We start from the raw sequence: 21,214 nt of genomic DNA on the forward strand, positions 1-21,214 counted from the left end.
ATGAAGAAATTAATGCTTTTATTAATCATGGGTATTGCCCTGCTCAACTGTAAAAAAAACAAAAGTACTTCTGAGTGCGAAAACAAAGTATGTACAGAAGAATTTGCTATGTTGGGTATAAAATTTGTTGAAAATAAAGGCGCGGGAGCTGAAATAAAAGACCTTAACGTGGTAAATCAAAGAACCGGAGAAAAATTGTATGCAAAATCAAGTGCATCAACCAGTACGGTAAAAGGTTTTTACATTGTGCTTGATGATGGTAATAAATCACAATTATCAGAAAGTGGAGACGATTTAAAAATTACCGGAACATCTGCAACAACCAATCAAGCAAAATCTGTTATAATTAAAGCAAGCGGAGGTAAATGTGCCTGTCACATCAAAAAAATAACCGGACCAGAACAAGTTGCTTTTGATTAAGATATTTTTCGCGTCCATGATAAAAATTATATGTATGGCCTAACTTGGAGAAGTTAGGCTTTTTTCATTTTAAATAATTTAGTTAAATATTAGCTTAAGGCAAATTCTTATCAATCAGTTTTAGATGTAAAGTGGTTTAAATTAAGGACTTCTTTATTAGAAATATTTTGTTTAGTTTAGCTAAACAAAATCATTTATATGTAAACATTATTTTAACCTTAATTTAACTATGAAAACATCAAAGCTTTTAACATCCCTGGTTTATCTGATGATCCTGTCGATGATTTCCTGTAAAAAGGCCGACACAGCTTCTTCAGAGGAAAAAATTTCAGATCAACAATCTTTATCAAAAAATGCTTTGCTTGCAAAGCCCAAAAAAGTATTATTTATCGGTATAGATGGCTGTGTTTGGAAAGCCATTACAGCTTCAAATGCACCAAACCTTAAAACATTGATGGACCAATCGTACACCAGTACCAACGCCCTGGCACAGGTGCCAACCTGGTCATCTAATGGTTGGTCCGCATTATTTACCGGAGTTGGTGTGGCCAAGCACAAAGCATCCGACAATAGTTTTTCAGGTTCAGACTTTGTAAATTACCCTTCTTTTTTTAGGCAGATCAAAACCAGTTTACCTGCGCTGCGTACTGCATCGATTGTAACCTGGTCGTCCATTAACGATTTTATAGTAGCCACTCAGGATGTAACTGTGAAGCAGAACAGTGCAAGCGACAACGCCACGGAAACCAGGATTATCCAGGAGATTACCACCAGTAATACTGATGTCGCGTTTTGCCATTTCGATGATGTAGATCATGCCGGGCACGCCAGTAATTATAGAACCACTACTCAAATGTATATGGACTCTGTAAAAGCTGTTGATGCACGCGTAGGAAGAATTTTAACGGCTTTAAAAGCAAGACCAACTTATAACAATGAAGATTGGCTAATCGTTGTTGCTACAGATCATGGTGGTGATGCCAGCCACGGTGGGGCCAGTTACCTGGAGCAGAATGCTTTTATTATTTTGAATAATAGTGCCATTACACCTCAACTGGTAAATGCATTGCCAACTACTGCAACAGAATCAACGCCACATAGCATTTCTACAGTCGATTTTAAAACCAATATTTATGGTCAGTTGCCTGCCCTTAGTAATTTTAACCTTGGCGCAACCAGTAGCTTTACCATCGAGTTTAGGGCAAGGGCAACATCAGCTACAAGCGATCCGGTAATTATCGGAAATAAAAACTGGGCAAGTGGTTACAATAAAGGGATTATCATTTCCAATAGAAATGGGGTAATCAGGGCTAATTTTGGTGATGGCACCCATAGGCTTGATGTTGATGGCGTTGATTTAACCGATCAGCTTTGGCACCAGGTAGCCATTGTGGTTAACCGCAGCACGCAAAAAGCAACCATATACGATGGTGGCGTACAAGTTGCAGAAGGTAATATTTCTGCCGTAGGCGATTTAGAAAGTGGTACCACATTTAAAATAGGACAGGATGGTACGGGTAATTATAATCCTTACTTTACTGGTAATATTTCAGAAATCAGGTTGTTCAAATCTGCTTTACCTGCAAGCAGTATCAGTGCTTATAGTTTTACGGCCATAACTTCGTCGCACCCACAAAATGCTGACCTCGTTTTGTATACTAAAGGAAATGAAGGCTCAGGAACAAGCTATAACGGAAGTTTGGTTACACCTAAAATAGATATTCTGACCAAAAATAGCGCAACTATTACCTGGACTGCCTTAACTACCCCTATATTCAAACGTAAAACAACAGATTATCATGGCGCGCCTTATTTATACAATGTGGCACCTACCATATTAAAATTCCTGGGTATAGCTAAGCCTGCTTATTACGATGGCAGTACGCTGATTAATTTTTAAACCAACACCATCATGTAAATCAAAAAGCTGTATCCTCATTGAGGGTACAGCTTTTTGATAAATTTACTCCGAGAAATATTATTAATCCAGCAACGTCCAGGTTTTTCTGGCCTGTACCTGCTGTACCACCTGTTGTTCGGCAACCACAATGTTTTCTTTGCGTTGGCCGATGTATTCTAATCCGCTTAATTTATTCCAAAGCGCAACCAGTACATTCATAAATTCGCTGGCCATTACCATGCTGTTATTGATCTGTTTATGGTCATATACCAGTTCGATGGTTTTAGCCAGAAGTTCTTCAAAATTTCCTGGCGTTACATCTTTCCACTCGTAAAAGTATTTTAACAGTTCTTCTCTTTCGCGGGGGTCAATCAATTTTATTGCCGTGAAAAAGATATGTGCCAGGCTCGAAAAATAACCAACCAACACTACAGGCGATTCGCGGTGTGCGATGTTTCTGTATTCATAAAACAAACCTGCAATGTAATCTACAATTTTTTCCGAAATCAGGCGGATATTTTTGCCAAGAGGTGTAATATTATCCCGTCCACCTGTTTTGTCAATAATCTTAAATGCAGCCAACTGTAAGTCGTTCAGTAAAACACTGAAAGATTCATAGTACCTGATTAATGCCGGGTGACTTGTTATTGTTGTGCTTGGTGGGATATAGCTATTATTAATCGATAACCTTCCGTTTTCATAGTAAACCTGCCCGATGGTCAGAAAATAACTGTCTGCCGTTTGCGAGCCTACTTCACTTTCGGGTAAAACCGCAATAGAATAACCTTTGGCTAATTCAGGGTAACGGATTGGACTTTCATCAGGGCTTGGTGTGCCGGTGGGTACGCGGTTAAACGGGCTAACCACCAATAAAATAACATAGTTTCGTGGTTCTGACTGACCAAAATAATGGTTATGAACCAGTGTATCCATATTATCAGATTGTACAATATCAATATGGCAACCTTCAGGTGTAACCGCATTACAATACCTTACACGCACCTCAATGTGGTTAGTTGCCTTTTCAATAATTTCGATATCGTGCGAACTTTTGTAGCCCGCAAATGGCGGTAAAAATCCGTAATTACTGTTATTTAACTGCAGCGATACGGCATCCCGTACAAAATCCTGCAAATAGAGATCGCTTACGGTAAAGTGATCGCTGGAGAGCTTCATGCCATTAATCCAGTTGATGGATTTATATTTTAGCGGCTTTATCATAGTAGATGTTTTTAGTATAGATTAGATAAAGATAGCACTTTCGCCAACTTCGTTAGGCTTATTTACATTTTCCGATACGCGTTTCGCATAAATCGTCATTTTTTCGGTAATGCCGTTTTCAATGATATCAAGATCCGGATCGATAAAGATATTCCGTTTAAAAAAGGAAGTTTTGATAAAGAAAATCCATTTGTAGTTCTCCATATCATCGCCTTTAAACTCTACAGGGCTTTTGGCAAACTTCAAATTGTAATCATCAATAAACTTATGGAACCAGATACCGAAGTTCATATTTTCTACCGCTTTTACCTTTACCTTTAAAGGTTCGGGGTCGCTGCTTTTTTTGTACAGCTCCAGTTCTAATACTAATAAGCGGTTAAAATCTACGTGGTCCATATTAATGTCCAGCGGAGTATCAGGATATCTCCAGATTTTGTAAATTTCTGAAGGGATGCCCAATAAGGCAACATAGGCCCACCAAAAAATTAGCGGTACAAAAAAGCAGATGATACTGCCTGCACCAAACCAGCCAAAGTTTACCGAACTTAACCAATTAAAGGCCAATTGAAACAGATACACCGATAAAATAGCCGAAACTAAAGTAGCAAAAAAGATAAAAACCTTACGCTCCAGTAAATCTTTAGGGTAGTATTTTGTTAACAGATAAACAAAAAGAGAACCCATTATAAGGTAGAAAATACAACAGATAATGTAGCCCCATGGCATGAAATTAAAGTTCAGAAAACCCAGAAAACCCGGAATTGCTAAAATAATACCAATAAGCAGAACACTTACGATGAGTCTTTTGTTATTGAGAAACTGGTTCTTCTTGTTAATGATAGAAAGTACTGCCGTTGACACCAGAAAGATCAGCGGGAATAAGAGAAAGCGAATAAAAAATGATTGAACGTCCATTAATTTTTATAGATGTGATGTACTACAAATATAGTATCTTTAGTATTTGATTATAATCCTATTTTTTTCGATAATATAAATTTAACCTATAACAAAGAACTAAGCTTAAAGTTTAAATGAAAAAAGAAAGTTTGATTAATAACGAACTCTTTACAGATTATAAAGCTGTAGCACATGCTGCAGACCTGATTGAACGTAAGGTAATTGATGCAGACAGGATAGAAATTATACCAGTTGGGCCTGATAAACGCGCTTTTGCCAAAGATATCGAAAGTACCACAGCTTATTATTCGGAGAAAAGAAGGCACGAACGCATCCGCATCAACACCAACCGCGAAGGTTTGTATGATATGCTGCCCGAAGGGCTTTTCCACAGGCCGCCAACAGGCAGTGCTGGCATGGATGAGGAATCGATGATAAAAGACATCAGAGATAGGAGAGAGGAAGAAAAGGAAGCCAGGTTATTTTTTACTCCCTTTGATGCTGAAATTAATTATGTAAGGATCATGACCGAGTTGTATGAAAATATGCTCGATAAAAAAACAACTTATGCTGATCTTAGCCAGATCTTCGAGTTTGGCTGGGATGAATTTAACCTGTTGAATAAAGAACAGAGCATTATCTGGATGCACCTGCTGCCCGAAATCCAGCAGAAAAGAAACGATATCGATTTTGTATCAAAGGTACTAACCGCGTTGTTTAACCTTCCTATTGCCATTGTTGATGCTACAGCAAATATTGCCCCGGTAAAAATTGCTGAAGAAATGCAGATGCAGCTTGGCGCAAGCGCATTGGGTATTGATACCATTATAGGCGACAGCTTTACACCAGAACACGAGGCTTACAACATCAATATTGGGCCAACTTCTCCACAGGAACTGATCAAATTTATTCCCGGGCAAAAAAACAGGGCCATTATGGATATGGCCATTAGTTATTTAATGCCAGTAGATGCAGAAGTAAATGTAGAACTACTTACAGCAACCGATTATCAGGAAACGGTATTAAGTGAAAATGGCGAAAGTGCTTTTTTAGGTTATACGGTGTATATTTAAAACACTTCAAAATGGCTATAATTACTAAACAGTGTTCGATTAATATTTATTCGTAATAATTAACTAGCCTTATGTAAATGCGATCGTCATTCCCAACACGATAGCTATCGGGTTGATTGGGAACCTTAATAAAATAAGCTTTATGATTCCCGCCTGCGCGGGAATGACGACCTTCTTACTAAACCGCCCTATACAAAGCTGGCTTTAACATTAACCGGTAATGCACATTCATAGTACTTCTCAGATTTAATTTTGCCAATGTTAAACTCAAAAGCTCTTCCCAATCTTGCGCGTCGAGTTTAAGGTTATCTGCTGGTTCGATCAAAATATCAGTGGTTTTAATGAACCCTGCATTTGGCTTATTATCCATTATCAAGCCTTTGGCCAGGCTAATGCTTTTTAGTTTATTCCCAAGTTCGTAGCGGCAAAAGTTGATCACATCTGCTTTAGTAATAATCCGGTCGGCAGTGGTTAAGCCATATTTGTAAGCCTGCACCCTGTTCGTTGCATTTAATCTCGATCGGCCACCTTTTGTTTGGCTTAGTAAAAAAATACTCTCTGCGTTAACTTTATTATTATCATATACCGCCAGGCGGCTGCCTGCATTAATATGATTGGCTTCTTCGGCCTGCGTAACCCAGATATCTAAAAATAAAATATCGGCATCATCAATCGGTTTCAATACAATATAACTGGGCAGTTCTTTTATATCTTTAAGTGCCGAACGGCTTTTTTGTTCAATAAGTGCAATGTTTTGTTCCAGGTTTTTAAGAATTGTGCTTAAAAAATCAGGTCCGTAGGCTGAAAATGCAGCTTTTTCATCGCGTAATAATTCAAATAGATAATCTACCAGTTCTTTTGCATTTCTGGTATCAAAACGCTCCGTACCCCCATACCTGATTGAAAAAGAACCATCACCTTTTTCGTTCTCGTTGGTATAAGGAATTTCGTTATAACTTTTTCCCTTGTTATCCTTCAGGTTTTCTACTGCCAGCATCTGGTCGAGCGCTTCAGTTTTAATAGGGATAATGTTGTTCATCGTTTTAAGCCTGTGTTTAATCTGGCTTAACCGCTTATTTACAACCGGGAAGGCATTGATATAAATATGTAGCTCATTCAGCATTTCCTGATTAATGGCGGCCGGAAAAACTACCTTAAGCCATTTTACCGAATCATCGATCTTATTTAGTGCAGCTGGTTGAAATAAGTTTGCAAACTCGGCAGGAAGCTCCTTCGTGTCGTCAATGTTGAAATCGTTAAGGTCGCCAAGGGTAATAAACCTGTTGCTGTAAAATTGCAGCACGTCGGCTTTAATCAGGTTAAGCAATTGTTTATGTTGAAAAGGAGCCTGTATTTTACCCGTTAAAGGCTCGTCCATAAAGCGCTCGGTATAACCTGTGAGTTCGTTTTCTTTGTAAAACCATTTTCCTAACGATAACAGGTCGTAAGTGTTTTCAGGCACCGAATAGTTTTTCCAGTCGAAAAATAAATTCAGTTTATTAAAATCCATCCAGTTATTTATCCCGCTAAAGCCAATATAAAGGGTGTTTTTATCAAGCAAAGTACCAGGCAGTGTATTATGGGCGGGCCGTTTGCCCATTTGTTCTACGTCAAAAAGTGTATTCCCGGTAGCAATATATTTTATCGATGCATTATTAACTTTTACATTATGGAGTGGGCTAAAAAAAATATCGGTTTTCTTCGGTTTATCATTTTCCTGCTGAATGTTTTTCTTAAAAGCAAACTGGCTGTAAGGCGATAGGTAATCTTCCTGTTCAATAGGTCTCGCATGCATAATGGCATGTGCCGGTAAAGATGAAGTTAAATGATCGGGAGCCAGGATGCGGCTGATCTTATCAAAGATTCTGTTCTCCAGATTTTTTACATCATTGGCAACATTAAAAAGCTCGTTGCTTAGGGCCTCAATAATCAACCTTACCAATGGATCGAAGTCGTTACTGTCTTTAACATTCCAGAAATCTTCGGCATTTTTTACAATTCTGTTCCGGATTTCGTCTTTGGATGAATAAAAAACTGGTTTCATGTGTAGAATATTATGGGCGTTTTAGATTAGGTTGATAGCGGGCTGAGGAATAAAGCAGTATTAAAAAAATATTTTTCACCTGTGGTTTTTATCAGTGCCCGGACACTAATATCTACCTTTTTTTTGATCTCCGTTATCTTACGCAAAGGATATACATTCTCTACTTCCGTAATGCGTACTTCTACCGCAGTATTATAGATTCTGAACTCGTAATCAGTGATCGATTTCAACAGCGATTTGCGGAATTTTTCCTCCCAGATGCTTTCACTTACGATTAATTCAAAATCGAGGTCCCATATCTCACAACCAAAATCATTATGGTACCGGTGCTCCCCAAAGCGGGTAAAAATGATCAGTTCTATGTGGTTTGAAATCGATCTTCCGAGGTCAGCAGGCTGTAGCCCAGTGCCCGAGAAAAGAGACTTAAATCTGAAGGGTTTGTTGTAAAAATTTTCAGACATAGATGGTTTGGCTTAAAGTTTGTTAAAAGTAAAAGAAATAAAATCGTTTTAATAACCAAACAACAAATATTAAAAATTGTTATAGTACAATGTTAATTTGAAAAGGTTTGTGTGATTTTACGTGAGGTCGATGTCAGATTAATATGATAACTAATACTATGTGAAATTATTAATGCTCTATGAAACCCATTAACGCCATCGAAATTAGAACTGCTTATACCAGGTTTATTTTAAACTTTGTATTCCTGACGCTTTTCTCCATCCTTTCTATTTACCTCTTTTTTGCAGCATCCGATTATGAGTACACTTTACTCGATAAAAAGGTTAAAGAGACCGAAAAGCTATCTTATTTAAGAAAAGATATCAATACCAATTTCGACCTTATTCTGCTCCGCTTTAAAGAACTTGCCCAATACCGCGATTATAACGCCAATGAAATGAGCAAGCAGAGCATCCTGCTAGGCGATATTCAAAGTGCCAATAACAGGATTAAAGATCTTGTATCCAAAAAAACACAAACCAGTCCGAGTTTCGAATTATACGAAAAACTGAACAAAAATGTTGGTGCCATGGCCGATCTGCAAGATTCGCTCATTAACACACGCGGCGATATCCAACGGTATAAAGAACAGATCAACGATTGCCACCGTGCAAACCAGGCTGCTGCAAATAAAATTAAAAACGGAAGATTCGGCCGATAACTAAAGATTATGATAAAATTAAGCATAAAAGAAAGGCGCGAACAATTCTTGTTTTTTGTGGCGCTGTTTATTTTTACAGTTGGGCTTTTAAGCTTCGGTATTTTTTATAGCAATACCTCGCGCTACGAAATTTCTAAAGAAGAGCTCGAAGTTAAGATTAATGAGAACGAAGCATTCGAAAGCATGGTGAAAGAAACTTCGCCTACCATCGATACCACTTATAAACAGATTACCCGCTATAATCCAAACGTACAAGCTGTTTTCTTAAAAAACGATATCCAAAACTCATTAGGCTCTATCAGGGCAGCGTTTGACCGTAAAGCTTCAGACTCGCGCTACAAAATATTTGTTCAAACCGCTCAGCTGTACGACAGATTATTTTACGATAGACAGGAACAGAACAGAAACATTTCAGATATCGAACTGCATAAAAGGCAACTAGACGACTGCATTACCAACAGGCGCCAGTTGCAGCAAACCATGTCTGCACGATAAATATCCCAAAAACAACCTATAAAAAACGCTACCTATGTCTGACACAAACACCAAGCAAGTTAATTCAAATTCGCAGGGCTATGTTATTCTTTACATTTTATTAGCTGTATTGCTCTTAACAGGCCTTATTTTCTTATTTAAAAGTTCATTGTTCGAAAAAAGAGCAATTGATGCGCGAATTTTAAAAGATGAAATTTATTTAAACGAAGATTTAGTTTTCACTGATAATACCCCAAAAGCTTCAAAATGGTTATGGGAATTCGGAAATGGTGAAAAAGCCACTACTAAAACCGGCGCTTACCATTATACTAAACCTGATACTTACATTGTACGCCTAACTGTTGATGGCGAACTTCGCCAGGAATTTCCGGTTACGGTAAGAGATACCGTACACACACCGGTTATAGACAGTGTATTAACCATCAGCGGGCCAACTGCCGGTTTGGTTAATGAAGAAATCAGGTTAGAGGGTGATGGCGAAGGAAAAGATTTCGAATGGTCTTTCGGCGAAACCGGCCGTGTAGATGTGAAAGGTAAAACAGCCTTATACACTTACCGCGCACCAGGTAAATATGTAGTTCGTTTACGCTCTGATAAAAGCCGCAAGCCTGCTTTCTTAAATATTTTGATTACCGATCCTAATGCCGAAATTGTAGAAGATCTTGTTGCCCCTGGTGATGGTGAACGTAAAACCATCGATGATATCAGGGCCCGCCTACAAGCCATTGCCAACGGTGCCGATTTTAATTCCAATTATTACTACCTCGTTAACAAATATATGTGCGGCAACGAAAAAGTAACAGTTAATGTAGAAATGAACGGGAAGAAAAAACAGACCGATATTTATTCATACTGCATGGGGCTAACTTTTGGGGGCGAAATTGCCGTTGATGAAGCGCAGCTCACCATTAAGCCAAACTCTACCTGTGCCAGTTTATTAAACATCAAACAACATTCGGGAACGGCCCAGCCTGCGGCAACAAATGCCGAAGCTACTGCCAAAACAAAATAGATTAACATCTCCTAATTTTAAGCTCATCTACAGATTATGAAAAAATATTATGCCTTAACCATCCTGTTTTTAGGAATATCGTTTGCCTACGCACAGTCGCCGGCATCCTTTGGCAAAAAAGTAAAATACATGCCTAAATCGTATGAAAGGCCTTCCGAAAGCATAAATGTTAACGATAATACCAGCAGCAGCAGTTTGCCCTGGATCGTTTTTTCAGACCGCGAAGATAATTATACCACCACAGCCCCTGGTGGAAGCCTGATTATGAAAAAAATCAGTTTTATGGAGCCCTTCTATGTTTCTAAAGAAGAAAACGGATACCTGAAACTGATTAAATATAAAGCGGGAATGATCAGGGGAAGAAAGATCAACGATAAAAAAAGTGCCATCAGCTATGGCTGGATCGCAAAATCGAAATTGCTTCTATGGCAACGCGCCTTCTCTAACCAGAAAACAGGTTATGCAGAAAAAGCCATCGGTATTGTTAACGGAAAAAATGCTTTAACCGAACCAAAATTCTATTTTGATACCACCGATTCCATTTTGGTTTATAATACGCCCGAACTAAAAGACAGGCGTACTAAAGTAAGGCTGCACGAAATTGCTTATATCTACAAAAAATCGGAAGATGGAAAAAAATACCTGATCGGTTCTGATGATCAGCTGGTTGCCGATACTGCTTTAAAAAGCATTTATGGTTGGGTTTCTGCAGAAGCCGTACACAGCTGGGGCGACCGTTTGTATATTACTTCAGTTAAACCAGGTAATTACGACAATGATGATTCTACCTCAACAGCCATCAGAAACGGAATTGATAAAGGGACTGCATTTGTAGTAGATCCACTATTACCAAGAGAAAACCTGATTTTACGAAGCGTACCAATAGTTTCTAACGATGAAGGCAACAACGTGGTGGGGATAGCAACCGATGTTTACAATAAAAAAGACAATAAGATATTAACCATTAACGGCTCTGCGCTTTCCTATCAGGATTACCTGAACCTGCGTAAAAATAAAACCAAAGTAAATGTAGTTTTCGTGGTCGATGGTGGTAGCCCGATGACCAAGTATTTTTCCGGAATGACGAACACGATCGCTTCTTTCGAAAATATTATGGGCGATTTTGGCAAAGGAACAAAAGTAAACTATGGAGGTGTTGTATACCGCGGTGAAAGCGGCTGTGCGCTAAAAGGCATTTTTGTTAGCCCGATCCAAAATGATTACAGGCAGTTGATGACTTTTTTATCAAACCAGGCTAAAAATACGGTAAGGTGTAATGGAGAAATAAGCGAAGAGCCCGTTTTTCAGGCCATTAAAACAGGTTTGGGCTTATTTAAAGCAAAAAAGAACGAAACCAACTTAATTATATTGGTGGGTAGTACCGGAAATTCGGGTGGAACAAACAATTACCTGATTAACGAACTAAGCGAACAGGTTGCCCTTGCCGATGCCCGCATATTAGCTTTACAGGTGTACAGTGATTTTAACCAGTCGTTTAACGATTTTGTTATCCAATCGCGCAAGCTCGTTTCAGAGTCGGCTATCCGCTCTGCAGAATACAGAAAAAACACAATGGTAAAAGGTGAAGGTTTAAAAAGTTTCCAGCCTTATAATACCAGTTTGCAGGATTCTATTTCTTACTATTTAGATTATCCTAAAAACAGTTTAATCCAGGGTGGGGTTGTTTTTCCAACTAAAGGATCCGTTAATTCAAACCAGAGCATGACGATCGCCTTGCGCCGTTTTGTAAAAGAAACAAGTTCTGATATTTATAACCAGATCAGTTCATTAGATAGCGCCTTCCGCTTAACCGGTATATCACGTAAAAACCTATCTGCCGATGTGGAAGGTTTATTGCCTGAACCTGTTGGTGCAGAAGTAGCAGACCGCATGCCGCACAATGCCTTTAAATATTACAGTACCGCAAATCTGTCAGCCGATGCGGTGAAAAATAACCGTTCTACATTGCAATACGCCATTGTTTTAAACAACATGGAGTACAAACAAATTGTGGATGTGTTTTCGATTATGTTAGGGCAAAACCTTCAGGCCGATCAATCTTCTTTCAGAAGCAAACTGGTTAAAAATTATGTGAGGATGCCAAAACAGATGCTGGGAATAAAAATATCATCTGGCGAAATAAAAAAGATGACTTTAGATAACTATATTAAATTGGTAACAGGTTTGCCTTTAAGTAACGATTTTCTTGCAAAATACACCGTAAACGATTTAAAAAGTACTTCGAAAATGCCTTTGGACCAGTTTGAAAGCTATATCAAATTGTTAAGTCAATCGGTACAGCAGATTAAAAGGGCAACTCAAATTGAACAGCAGTTTATTTCGAACGGCAAAATATATTACTACATCACCGAAAATAATTTTAACCCGGCAGTATTGCCTACAACCAACTAAGGGATATGGCAGTTACAAATTTAAGCGAATCGGTAAAAACGGCACTGCACATTGCACAGTCTTTAGCCAAAGAGTATAGAAACGAGGTATTTACTGCGGCTCACCTGCTCAAAGGATTGATGCATAAAGATGTTGGCCTGCGCTCATTCATTACCTCCATTGGTAAGGACGAAGAATACATTAGCGAATGGGCAGAAGTAAGGATTGATGAGCTGGCAAAATCGGCGAGTTTTACAGATACCGTAAGCGGAGCACCCGAAATTGCTGTGATATTTGAAGAAGCCGATAATGTGCGCATTAAACTCGGACTCGATTTAATAACCCCGGTATGTGTTTTAACCGCATTGGCCAAGCCAGGAATTGGTTTTCAGCCCGATCAGTTAAAATCATTCCCGATTAAAGAACGCGAAATTTTAGACCTGTATGTAAAGGACGAAGAAATTTCGAGGGTAGTTTCGCCTGATAAAGCTTCTGCTGGTACCGAAAATAAAAGTACAGGTAACGCTTTGTATAAATACTGTATCGATAGGTTGCAGATGGTGCGTGATGGCAAAACAGATGAAATCATCGGTCGTGATAAAGAGACGCGGCAGATGATGGAAATCCTTTGCCGTAGAACAAAACCAAATGTAATTTTAACCGGTGATGCCGGTGTGGGTAAAACCGCGCTGGTTGATGGTTTCGCCATTGATATTGTAAACCAGAATGTACCCGAAAGTTTAAAACCTGTTCAGCTTTTTGAGCTCGATTTAGGTTCTTTGATTGCAGGGGCATCTTACAAGGGAGAAATAGAAGACCGTTTAAAAAACATCATTAAAGAAATCAAACAGTTCGAAAAAGCGGTGCTTTTTATTGATGAAATCCATACCTTATTAGATAGTAAAGGACCATTGGGTGCAGGGATCGGTAATTTATTAAAACCTGAGCTGGCCCGTGGCGAAATTACTGTAATCGGTGCTACAACCATTGATGAATACCGCAAAATTATCGAACCCGAGCAAGCCTTCAGCAGGCGTTTTGAGGTGTTGCAGGTAAACGAGCCAAACGAAGAAAGCACCATCAAAATGCTGCAGAAACTTGCTGTAAAATACGAAGAGCACCATACATTAAGCATCGAACCAGATGCTTTGGGCGAATGTGTGCGCCTGGCCAAGCGTTACATGAAAGACAGGCGTTTACCTGATTCTGCCTTCGATCTGCTTGACAGGACCATGGCCGCAATGAAAATGATGAACGATACCTCCGATCAGGTAATCGAAAGTTTGGAAACTGATTTAGAAGCTTTAAATGCAAATACAGAACAATCTGAAGCCGATAAGTTTGCGGATTACAAATGGCTTTTCTCTTTATTGCAGAATAAGTTAAGTCCGGTTTTATTAGGCCGCTTAACCGATGAAACACAGACTGATGCTTTCGAAACAGCCGACGAATATCAGGGGTATATCAACAGTAGTCTCCAGGAATTAAAAAAATACGCTGCAGAAAAAAGCGACCGCATTACCAAGCAGGATATTGCCTCAATTGTAGCCTATAAAACAGGCATCCCGATGGGAAAACTGCAGGCAGGTGAAAAAGAAAAATTGCTCAATATGGAGCAGTACCTTAAAAAACGTGTGGTAGGGCAGGATCAGGCTTTAAAAGCTGTTTCTGATGCCATACTCGAGTCGCGTAGCGGCCTGAACAAAAAAGGGCAGCCCATAGGTTCGTTCTTTTTATTGGGTCCAACCGGAACAGGTAAAACCGAACTGGCCAAATCAATCGCCGAATTCTTGTTTAACGACGAAAAAGCGATGATCCGTTTCGATATGTCAGAATTTAAAGAAGAACACAGTGCCGCATTGCTTTATGGTGCGCCTCCGGGCTACGTAGGTTATGAAGAAGGTGGTTTGCTGGTGAATAAAATCAGGCAACAGCCTTATTCGGTATTGTTATTTGATGAAATTGAAAAAGCGCACCCTTCCGTTTTCGATACCTTTTTGCAGATTCTGGATGAAGGGCACATGCACGACCGTTTGGGCAAAGAAGGCGATTTTAGCAATTCATTAATACTTTTTACATCGAACATCGGTAGCGAATGGATTGCAGAACAGATTGGTAAAGGCGTTATTCCGGCTTCCAACCAGCTTATGGAAGTGATGGCAGGGCATTTCCGTCCCGAATTTTTAGCCAGGATTTCAGAAATTGTACCTTTTGCACCAATTAACGAAAGCAATGTGGTAAGGATTTTCGAAATACAGTTGAGCAGTTTGGTGCAATCATTAAATAAAATGGGAATCGAATTCGAAATTGCAGATGATGCCAAGAAAATGATTGCTTTAGATGGTTTTACACCAAAATATGGCGCAAGGCAACTATCAGCCGTAATCCGAAACCTTTTACGCCGTCCGATATCCAAATATATCATTTCGGGAGAGTTAAAAAAAGGATCGAAGATTGTGGTAAGCAAAAATCCTGAAGAAGATAAACTCGAATGGAACATTATTCAGCCAGAAGTTGTTACATTAGAACAAAAATTGAGTTAAAACGTTAGCTATTATATTATTAGAAAAAATTAATCGTAAACCTAAATCTACATACTATGTTTAATTATGAAATTGGTGGTAACGAGCGGAAAATTGACACCTCAGAAGCTTTCGCAGAAATCGCCCACAACAAAACACTTTTTATACAAAAACTTACCGATAACGAACCCATCAAGCCAGAAAAAGTGGAAGGTTTAAAAACGGTTAAAGAAGTATTTGAACATTACAAACCAAATGTTAAAGTAGCCTTCGAAAAACAAGACGGATCTACCGTTGGCGAAACCATTAACTTTACCGATTTAAGCGATTTTGGTGTAAAAAACATTATCAATCAAAGTAACTACCTCACCAATGTTAACATCGAGAGAGAAATGTCGCTTAACGTAATCAAACAGTTAAAATCAAACAAAACTTTAAAAGCTACGCTTGATGACGAAGAAACAAAATCGGCTTTCATTAGTGCTTTAAAGAATTTTGTTGACGAATTGGAGCAGAATAAATAATCTTAACGCCGAAAAAACATGTCAAATCCTCAAGAATTAAAAGCAGACCAAAATACACCTGAAGCAGGTTTTAAACCGGCCGAAGTCAAAACCATAGAGAAAACATCACTTAAAGATAACTTAGAGAAACTGGCCCGTGTTGGCGGTTTCGATTTGTTGGAAGCTACTGTTGATGGCCTTCAGAATTTAAACCCTGAACGTAAAGCCCGTAAACAGATTTTTTTAACCGGTGATGAGAAAAAGAAAGAACGAGAAGAGTTAAAAAAGAAAATCCAGCTTTGGATCGATGTGCTCGAATCTTCTACTTCGGTTGCCGATATGGTTGAAAAAAGCACCGAAAAACTGAACGCAGCGGAACAAAACCTGAGCAAAAATATTGGTACAGCTTTAGAAAGTACCAGAGAATTAGAGCAGGCTTATCGTTCGGTTCATTTATTCTATAAAAATACCGAATCTGATAAACTTAAAAATGTGGTGTTGTTAAACGCATCAATGGATCAGATCAAAGATTTAGATAATCCACGTTTTATCGAATATGTGGATGATGAGTTAAAGCAAAATTACGACCGTTTAGACCTGCGCAAAAACTATTCACTAATGGTGGTGCCAGGTTATATGGGTTCAAATAAAGTGGTAGAAAGATGGGGTAAAATAGCCCATAATAACAAAGCCATGCTGGTAACCGATTTTGCCGATCTGGATCAACCCGATGATGTACTTGATTTGTTTACTGCTGCCAACCTTACTGGCGCAGATGCATTCAGATCAAATGTAATTATGACCTGTAACTGGTTGGTTGGACGTGGCAAAGTTGCAGAAGTAGGTGAAGAAGACGATTTAACCGTGCCAGGATCAGCTGCACTTGCAGGTAAAATGTATTACACCTTAATGTCGCAGGTTACTGCCGGTAAAAAACATGGTGCAATAAACGAAGTAGATGGAGTAAAATTCGATCTGAAGAAAAGCGAAATCTCTCATTTAGAACGTGTTGGTTTAGTGCCAATGGTTAACGAATATGGTAAAGTAATGGCTTTCTCTGCTAAAACTTTGTTTAATGGCGATAACATTGGTTTGCAAACCTATTCTGTTGTGCGTGTATTTGATTACGTAACCAAAGTATTGTTCGATTTCTTAAACAGAAGAGCGTTCGAAAACTGGACTTCTAAAACTGAACAGGATTTACGTGGACAGATTGTTAAGTTTTTGGATGGGATCCAGGGTGCAGACCGCTTGATCGAAAGATTTAAGATTATGCGTTTCGAAAGAGATGAACAACAAAAAGACAGAATCCACCTTGATATCCACATTACCCCATATTTCCCGGCTAAAAGTTTTGTGGTAAAACTGGATGGACATAAGGGAGAAGATGAAAATACAACATGGAATACTGAGTATAATCAACAATAGTTTTTGATTGCTGAAAATAAAAACCCAACCTTAGCGTTGGGTTTTTTTATGGGTTATGCATAACACTTAACAAATTCTTTATAATTTTGTAATGCATCGGCCAGATCAGATTAATCAAAAAAAATGAAGCAAGTACTTATCCTGAATGGGGATATTGAAAAAAACGCATCTACAAATTTCCTGATTAACGCCTATAAGCAAGGGGCAGAAAGTGTTGGCGCTACCGTAAGGGAGCTGGCCATTATCGATCTGATATTTAATTCGAACAAGCTGTTTAACAACAGGCAGATTGCTGAGTTAGAACCCGATTTGCAGAAAGCCTTAACGGCCATTAGGCAGAGTAGCCATATCGTGCTTTTTTGTCCTGTATATGTAGATCATATACCGGCAAAAATTAAAGGCTTTTTCGACCGCCTTTTTATGCCCGATCAGATTTTTACTACCCAGCAGCAAAACGTAAACAACAACTTTAGTGGCCGTTCGGCAAGGATTGTTTCTATTTTAGACGAAGCAACCTTTAAAGAATGGAAGGCAAATAAAAAAACTACTTACCTTTCCATTAAAAAAGTAGTGTTCGAAAAATGTAGAATGAGTCCGGTGCTTACCAACACCATCGGCGAACTTCATTCCCTGGAAAATCATTATAGTCAAAAATGGCTGGCCAAAATGGAAAAATTCGGTTCACAGCTGATTTAAAGTCGCCATGGTCTGTGTCTTACTGACCATTATAATGATTTAAAAAAATAAGCATTAACCTGTCCTAAAACGCTACACTTTGGGTATAATCGCTACAGTTTTGTAGCATTATCAAATTGCTATAATGTAATTGTAACACTAAAGATATATTCAGTTTTTTCCACACATTTTCCACATTATAATATTGTTTAACTGCGTTTTTAGGCAATAAGCACAAATTAGCTATTTTTTAAGAGTCAGGTTAATGCTTAGCTATGAGGATTATAGAGCTATTTGGCCTGATATTTGGTCGAGTTGATGAAGTAGCGGACGCTACAATAAATCAATTTTTAACCTTTAAATTTTAAAACTATGGCTTTCAAAGCTAGATTAAATTTTTCAGGCAAGGAGTACGATGTGCTTCATTGTGCCTATGCGTTAAACCGCGATGTAGATGCTAAAGGAAGACCTTCTTCCGGAGTTTACGGCGGTACCATCGACATTGAGATCGAATCAACCGAAGACACCTCAATTATCGAGGCGATGGTAAACAACCAGTACAAACCTATTACAGGAACCCTTCTGATCAAGAAAACAGAGGAAGATGCCAAAATGAAAGAAGTTAACTTCGAAGACGGCTACATTGTTAAATATTCCGAAGGAATAAACATTGTGGGCGATCACCCGATGACACTCAAGTTCCAGATTTCAGCCAGAAAGCTTAAATTAGGCAATGCTGAGCACCTTAACGATTGGCCAAAAGCCTAAAGAGAGGTTTTAAGGCGTAAGGTTTAGGGTTTATGGCAATATAACCGCCATGCTCTTCGCTCCACGCCAGCCGCTCACCGCAATTCATTCATTTAAAAACATTAAAATTTTACTACAATGGCATTCAAAACCCGTTTAAACTTAGGATCAAAAGAATTTGATGTACTTCAGTGCAGCTTTTCATTAAATAGAGATGTTGACGCAAAAGGCCGTCCATCATCAGGTGTTTATGGTGGTACCATCCACATCGAAATCGAATCAACTGAAGATACTTCAGTAATCGAATCAATGGTTAATAACCAGTACAAGCCACTTTCGGGAACATTAGTTTTCAAAAAAGGCGAAGAAGATGCAAAAATGAAAGAACTGTCTTTCGAAGATGGTTACATCATTCAGTATAACGAAGGTATTGCGGTAAACGATAATACCCCAATGACATTAAGTTTCGTAGTATCGGCCCGTAAGTTAAAACTGGGCAATGCAGAACACGAAAACGATTGGCCAAAAGCTTAGTCATCACTAAACATATAGTAATTAAAGCGCGCCGATTTATCGGAGCGCTTTTAATTATTTGCTACTTTCATCACCCTACATCTACCTTATCATCCCAAAATTAATATAGCTTCCTGATGTGTATATTAATTTAGAAAGCTACACAAAAATTAATGCTCAATGATGTCTAATCATTCCAAACATATTGCAGTAAAAAACCATTACTATTCAGGTAAAACGTTTGGTTCGGCATCAATACACGATATTCATCTGAACATACGGTTTGAAGAAAATGGATCCATTTTTAATATAAACGCATGTGCATACCCGGCATTTGGCTTAGGGTAATTGTTGTGATCAAGATAAATTAATATGGAAAAGAAACTCATTGCAGAAATCAATATAGAAGATAAGGAAATTACACATTTTGCTTCCTTTAGTCTTCAACAGGCTTTTAACGAACATCATTACTTCGAACTGCGTTTTAATCATGATCAGATGGGCGCACCTGGTTTAATCAGCCTGGACGATAGCCGCGATTTTGTAGGTAAAACCCTAACTGCTTCTTTCGGGCATTCATCAGAAGGTATGCAGAATTTTGTGGGTCTGGTTTCAAAAGTCGAATTATCTCAAAGTCATGGTTACCATGGTGTTTTGATTGTAAGTGGCTATAGTCCAACTATTTTAATAGACCGCGGGCCTGATTTAGGCTCTTATTTAGATAAAGACCTGAATGAGATTGTAAAACTGGCAACCAAAGATACACCTGCAAACGACCTTAAAGTTGTTGCCAATGCAGCCAGGACCAATCCCATCGATTATATTATCCAATACAGGGAAAGCGATTTTGCTTTTTTGAACCGTCTTTCGGCTGAGTACCACGAATGGTTTTTCTATGATGGCAAGCAGCTTAATTTCGGTAAGCCCAATACGCAAAAGGATATATCGCTGTTTTATGGCAGGGATGTACAGGAAATGCAGTATGCCATGGAAATTGCCCCAATTAAAAACAAACGTTTCTCTTATAATCCAAAACAGGACGAAATGTTGCTGAGCGAAAGTACGGGTAAAGTGGAGGGTACACCCGATTTATCGCATGCCGTTAAAGCTTCGAACCTTACTTTCAGTAAAACCTTCAACCAGCCTTCATTAATCAGGGTAGATAATAACAACGATATTAAAAGCCTGGTCGAAAATGAAGAAAAAGCCAATACCAGTGAACTTTTAAAAGTTACAGCCAGGGGCGATAATGCAGGCCTGAGTATTGGTAGCATTGCCGAAATTACCATGAGCCTTCGCAAAGAACTGGCTTTTACATCAGAAAGCCTGGGCAAATTTCTGATTACGGGCATTAAACACCACATCGACGAAAATGGTAAATACCATAATACTTTCGAAGGAAAAATAGCTACAACCGAGCGCTTATTGGTAAAAAACTTCCAAAAGCCACAGCCTGATATGCAATTGGCCGATGTAGTCGATAACAACGATCCACAGGGGCAGGGACGTATCAAGGTAAAATTTAAATGGGAATGTTTAACCAACGATGTTACCGAATGGTTACGTGTGGTTACACCAAGTGCCGGTATTGGCGAAAGGGGTAACAACCGCGGTTATTTCGCTATTCCAGAGATCGATGATCAGGTAATGATCGCCTTTGAAGAAGGAAATATTGCGCGCCCGGTGGTGATGGGAAGCGTTTACCACAGCGCCAGTGTTGATAGCAGTCCGTTGATTAAAAACCACCTTAAAAGCATCATTACCCGGAGCGGACATCTGGTCGAATTTGACGATGATGCCAACAGTCAGGGGATAAAAATTACCGATATCCATAACAATATCATCCACATCGATACCAAAGGTAATAATATTACCATTACCGCCCTTGAAAACATGAGTTTAAACTGTAAGAACATGCAGATTAACGTACAGGAGAATATGGATGTGCAGGTTGGGCAAAACCAATCTACCAATGCGGGCAAGGATATTGCCACTACAGCGGGTAATAATTATTCGTTAAGTGCCGTTGGCGATGTTTCCGAAACATCCAATAACCGTACAGAACTGGCAACAAAAGATTTTAAAAGAACGGCTGATACTTCAAACGAAATTGCTTCAGAAATAAGCATGTTTAGTGCAAAAGAGAACATGACGATGCAGAGTGGTAAAATTGTGGAGCTTAACAGCGCCGAAAAATCTAACCTTTTCTAA

18 protein-coding genes are annotated in these 21,214 nt (G+C 38.8%); 14 read left to right on the top strand and 4 right to left on the bottom strand.

Annotated elements, in window-relative coordinates:
- Together H9L23_RS23060 and H9L23_RS23065 are read left to right on the top strand one after the other, a co-directional pair.
- Positions 1 to 420, top strand: coding sequence for a hypothetical protein (locus tag H9L23_RS23060; RefSeq protein ID WP_187592507.1), 420 nt, complete (start codon positions 1 to 3; stop codon positions 418 to 420).
- Positions 421 to 649: 229 nt separating this feature from the next.
- The gene (locus H9L23_RS23065) at positions 650 to 2,320 is read left to right on the top strand and encodes an alkaline phosphatase family protein (protein ID WP_187592508.1); all 1,671 of its coding nucleotides are present in this window, start codon (positions 650 to 652) and stop codon (positions 2,318 to 2,320) included.
- An 81-nt stretch (positions 2,321 to 2,401) separates the two neighbouring features.
- On the opposite strand, the gene H9L23_RS23070 is transcribed toward H9L23_RS23065, so the two are convergent.
- Positions 2,402 to 3,541, bottom strand: a complete 1,140-nt coding sequence (locus H9L23_RS23070; RefSeq protein ID WP_187592509.1) for a hypothetical protein — start codon at positions 3,539 to 3,541, stop codon at positions 2,402 to 2,404.
- Between the two features lie 21 nt (positions 3,542 to 3,562).
- Entirely contained in the window at positions 3,563 to 4,456 is an 894-nt protein-coding gene (locus H9L23_RS23075; RefSeq protein WP_187592510.1) for a TssN family type VI secretion system protein, read from the bottom strand.
- Positions 4,457 to 4,572: 116 nt separating this feature from the next.
- Between H9L23_RS23075 and H9L23_RS23080 the strand changes: the two genes are divergently transcribed.
- On the top strand, positions 4,573 to 5,511 hold the full coding sequence (locus H9L23_RS23080) for a type VI secretion system baseplate subunit TssG (RefSeq protein ID WP_187592511.1): 939 nt from the start codon (positions 4,573 to 4,575) through the stop codon (positions 5,509 to 5,511).
- Between the two features lie 178 nt (positions 5,512 to 5,689).
- Here H9L23_RS23080 and H9L23_RS23085 read toward each other — a convergent pair whose 3' ends face one another.
- Both H9L23_RS23085 and H9L23_RS23090 read right to left on the bottom strand, forming a co-directional pair.
- Entirely contained in the window at positions 5,690 to 7,555 is a 1,866-nt protein-coding gene (locus tag H9L23_RS23085) for a type VI secretion system baseplate subunit TssF (RefSeq protein WP_187592512.1), read from the bottom strand.
- A 26-nt stretch (positions 7,556 to 7,581) separates the two neighbouring features.
- Entirely contained in the window at positions 7,582 to 8,016 is a 435-nt protein-coding gene (locus H9L23_RS23090; RefSeq protein WP_187592513.1) for a GPW/gp25 family protein, read from the bottom strand.
- 179 nt (positions 8,017 to 8,195) lie between these two features.
- On the opposite strand from H9L23_RS23090, the gene H9L23_RS23095 reads away from it, so the two are divergent.
- The 11 genes from H9L23_RS23095 (at position 8,196) to H9L23_RS23145 (ending at position 21,214) form a co-directional block, all read left to right on the top strand.
- Positions 8,196 to 8,717, top strand: coding sequence for a type VI secretion system TssO (locus H9L23_RS23095; protein WP_187592514.1), 522 nt, complete (start codon positions 8,196 to 8,198; stop codon positions 8,715 to 8,717).
- Between the two features lie 9 nt (positions 8,718 to 8,726).
- Complete coding sequence (locus H9L23_RS23100) at positions 8,727 to 9,212, top strand: type VI secretion system transmembrane protein TssO (RefSeq protein WP_187592515.1); 486 nt, start codon at positions 8,727 to 8,729, stop codon at positions 9,210 to 9,212.
- Positions 9,213 to 9,246: 34 nt separating this feature from the next.
- Complete coding sequence (locus H9L23_RS23105) at positions 9,247 to 10,224, top strand: PKD domain-containing protein (protein WP_187592516.1); 978 nt, start codon at positions 9,247 to 9,249, stop codon at positions 10,222 to 10,224.
- 36 nt (positions 10,225 to 10,260) lie between these two features.
- Positions 10,261 to 12,636 (top strand): type VI secretion system protein TssR, encoded by a 2,376-nt coding sequence (gene tssR / locus H9L23_RS23110; RefSeq protein ID WP_187592517.1) that lies wholly within the window; start codon positions 10,261 to 10,263, stop codon positions 12,634 to 12,636.
- Positions 12,637 to 12,641: 5 nt separating this feature from the next.
- Entirely contained in the window at positions 12,642 to 15,158 is a 2,517-nt protein-coding gene (locus H9L23_RS23115) for an ATP-dependent Clp protease ATP-binding subunit (RefSeq protein WP_187592518.1), read from the top strand.
- 56 nt (positions 15,159 to 15,214) lie between these two features.
- A complete protein-coding gene (locus H9L23_RS23120) occupies positions 15,215 to 15,661 on the top strand; it encodes a hypothetical protein (protein WP_187592519.1) in 447 nt (148 codons plus the stop codon).
- Between the two features lie 18 nt (positions 15,662 to 15,679).
- On the top strand, positions 15,680 to 17,068 hold the full coding sequence (locus H9L23_RS23125; protein WP_187592520.1) for a DUF5458 family protein: 1,389 nt from the start codon (positions 15,680 to 15,682) through the stop codon (positions 17,066 to 17,068).
- Positions 17,069 to 17,191: 123 nt separating this feature from the next.
- Positions 17,192 to 17,764, top strand: a complete 573-nt coding sequence (locus tag H9L23_RS23130; RefSeq protein ID WP_187592521.1) for an NAD(P)H-dependent oxidoreductase — start codon at positions 17,192 to 17,194, stop codon at positions 17,762 to 17,764.
- A gap of 351 nt (positions 17,765 to 18,115) precedes the next feature.
- Positions 18,116 to 18,511, top strand: a complete 396-nt coding sequence (gene tssD / locus H9L23_RS23135; RefSeq protein ID WP_025141859.1) for a type VI secretion system tube protein TssD — start codon at positions 18,116 to 18,118, stop codon at positions 18,509 to 18,511.
- 117 nt (positions 18,512 to 18,628) lie between these two features.
- Positions 18,629 to 19,024, top strand: a complete 396-nt coding sequence (tssD, locus tag H9L23_RS23140) for a type VI secretion system tube protein TssD (protein WP_025141860.1) — start codon at positions 18,629 to 18,631, stop codon at positions 19,022 to 19,024.
- Between the two features lie 351 nt (positions 19,025 to 19,375).
- Positions 19,376 to 21,214: a type VI secretion system Vgr family protein gene (locus H9L23_RS23145; RefSeq protein WP_187592522.1), complete on the top strand. Its 1,839-nt coding sequence runs from the start codon at positions 19,376 to 19,378 to the stop codon at positions 21,212 to 21,214.

The organism is Pedobacter roseus (assembly GCF_014395225.1).
GTDB lineage: Bacteria > Bacteroidota > Bacteroidia > Sphingobacteriales > Sphingobacteriaceae > Pedobacter > Pedobacter roseus.

Excerpts from the sequence above, each read along its gene's own strand:
- H9L23_RS23060 (WP_187592507.1), top strand. The coding sequence starts at position 1 with ATGAAGAAATTAATGCTTTTATTAATCATGGGTATTGCCCTGCTCAAC.
- H9L23_RS23065 (WP_187592508.1), top strand. The coding sequence starts at position 650 with ATGAAAACATCAAAGCTTTTAACATCCCTGGTTTATCTGATGATCCTG.
- H9L23_RS23070 (WP_187592509.1), bottom strand. The coding sequence starts at position 3,541 with ATGATAAAGCCGCTAAAATATAAATCCATCAACTGGATTAATGGCATG.
- H9L23_RS23075 (WP_187592510.1), bottom strand. The coding sequence starts at position 4,456 with ATGGACGTTCAATCATTTTTTATTCGCTTTCTCTTATTCCCGCTGATC.
- H9L23_RS23080 (WP_187592511.1), top strand. The coding sequence starts at position 4,573 with ATGAAAAAAGAAAGTTTGATTAATAACGAACTCTTTACAGATTATAAA.
- H9L23_RS23085 (WP_187592512.1), bottom strand. The coding sequence starts at position 7,555 with ATGAAACCAGTTTTTTATTCATCCAAAGACGAAATCCGGAACAGAATT.
- H9L23_RS23090 (WP_187592513.1), bottom strand. The coding sequence starts at position 8,016 with ATGTCTGAAAATTTTTACAACAAACCCTTCAGATTTAAGTCTCTTTTC.
- H9L23_RS23095 (WP_187592514.1), top strand. The coding sequence starts at position 8,196 with ATGAAACCCATTAACGCCATCGAAATTAGAACTGCTTATACCAGGTTT.
- H9L23_RS23100 (WP_187592515.1), top strand. The coding sequence starts at position 8,727 with ATGATAAAATTAAGCATAAAAGAAAGGCGCGAACAATTCTTGTTTTTT.
- H9L23_RS23105 (WP_187592516.1), top strand. The coding sequence starts at position 9,247 with ATGTCTGACACAAACACCAAGCAAGTTAATTCAAATTCGCAGGGCTAT.
- tssR (WP_187592517.1), top strand. The coding sequence starts at position 10,261 with ATGAAAAAATATTATGCCTTAACCATCCTGTTTTTAGGAATATCGTTT.
- H9L23_RS23115 (WP_187592518.1), top strand. The coding sequence starts at position 12,642 with ATGGCAGTTACAAATTTAAGCGAATCGGTAAAAACGGCACTGCACATT.
- H9L23_RS23120 (WP_187592519.1), top strand. The coding sequence starts at position 15,215 with ATGTTTAATTATGAAATTGGTGGTAACGAGCGGAAAATTGACACCTCA.
- H9L23_RS23125 (WP_187592520.1), top strand. The coding sequence starts at position 15,680 with ATGTCAAATCCTCAAGAATTAAAAGCAGACCAAAATACACCTGAAGCA.
- H9L23_RS23130 (WP_187592521.1), top strand. The coding sequence starts at position 17,192 with ATGAAGCAAGTACTTATCCTGAATGGGGATATTGAAAAAAACGCATCT.
- tssD (WP_025141859.1), top strand. The coding sequence starts at position 18,116 with ATGGCTTTCAAAGCTAGATTAAATTTTTCAGGCAAGGAGTACGATGTG.
- tssD (WP_025141860.1), top strand. The coding sequence starts at position 18,629 with ATGGCATTCAAAACCCGTTTAAACTTAGGATCAAAAGAATTTGATGTA.
- H9L23_RS23145 (WP_187592522.1), top strand. The coding sequence starts at position 19,376 with ATGGAAAAGAAACTCATTGCAGAAATCAATATAGAAGATAAGGAAATT.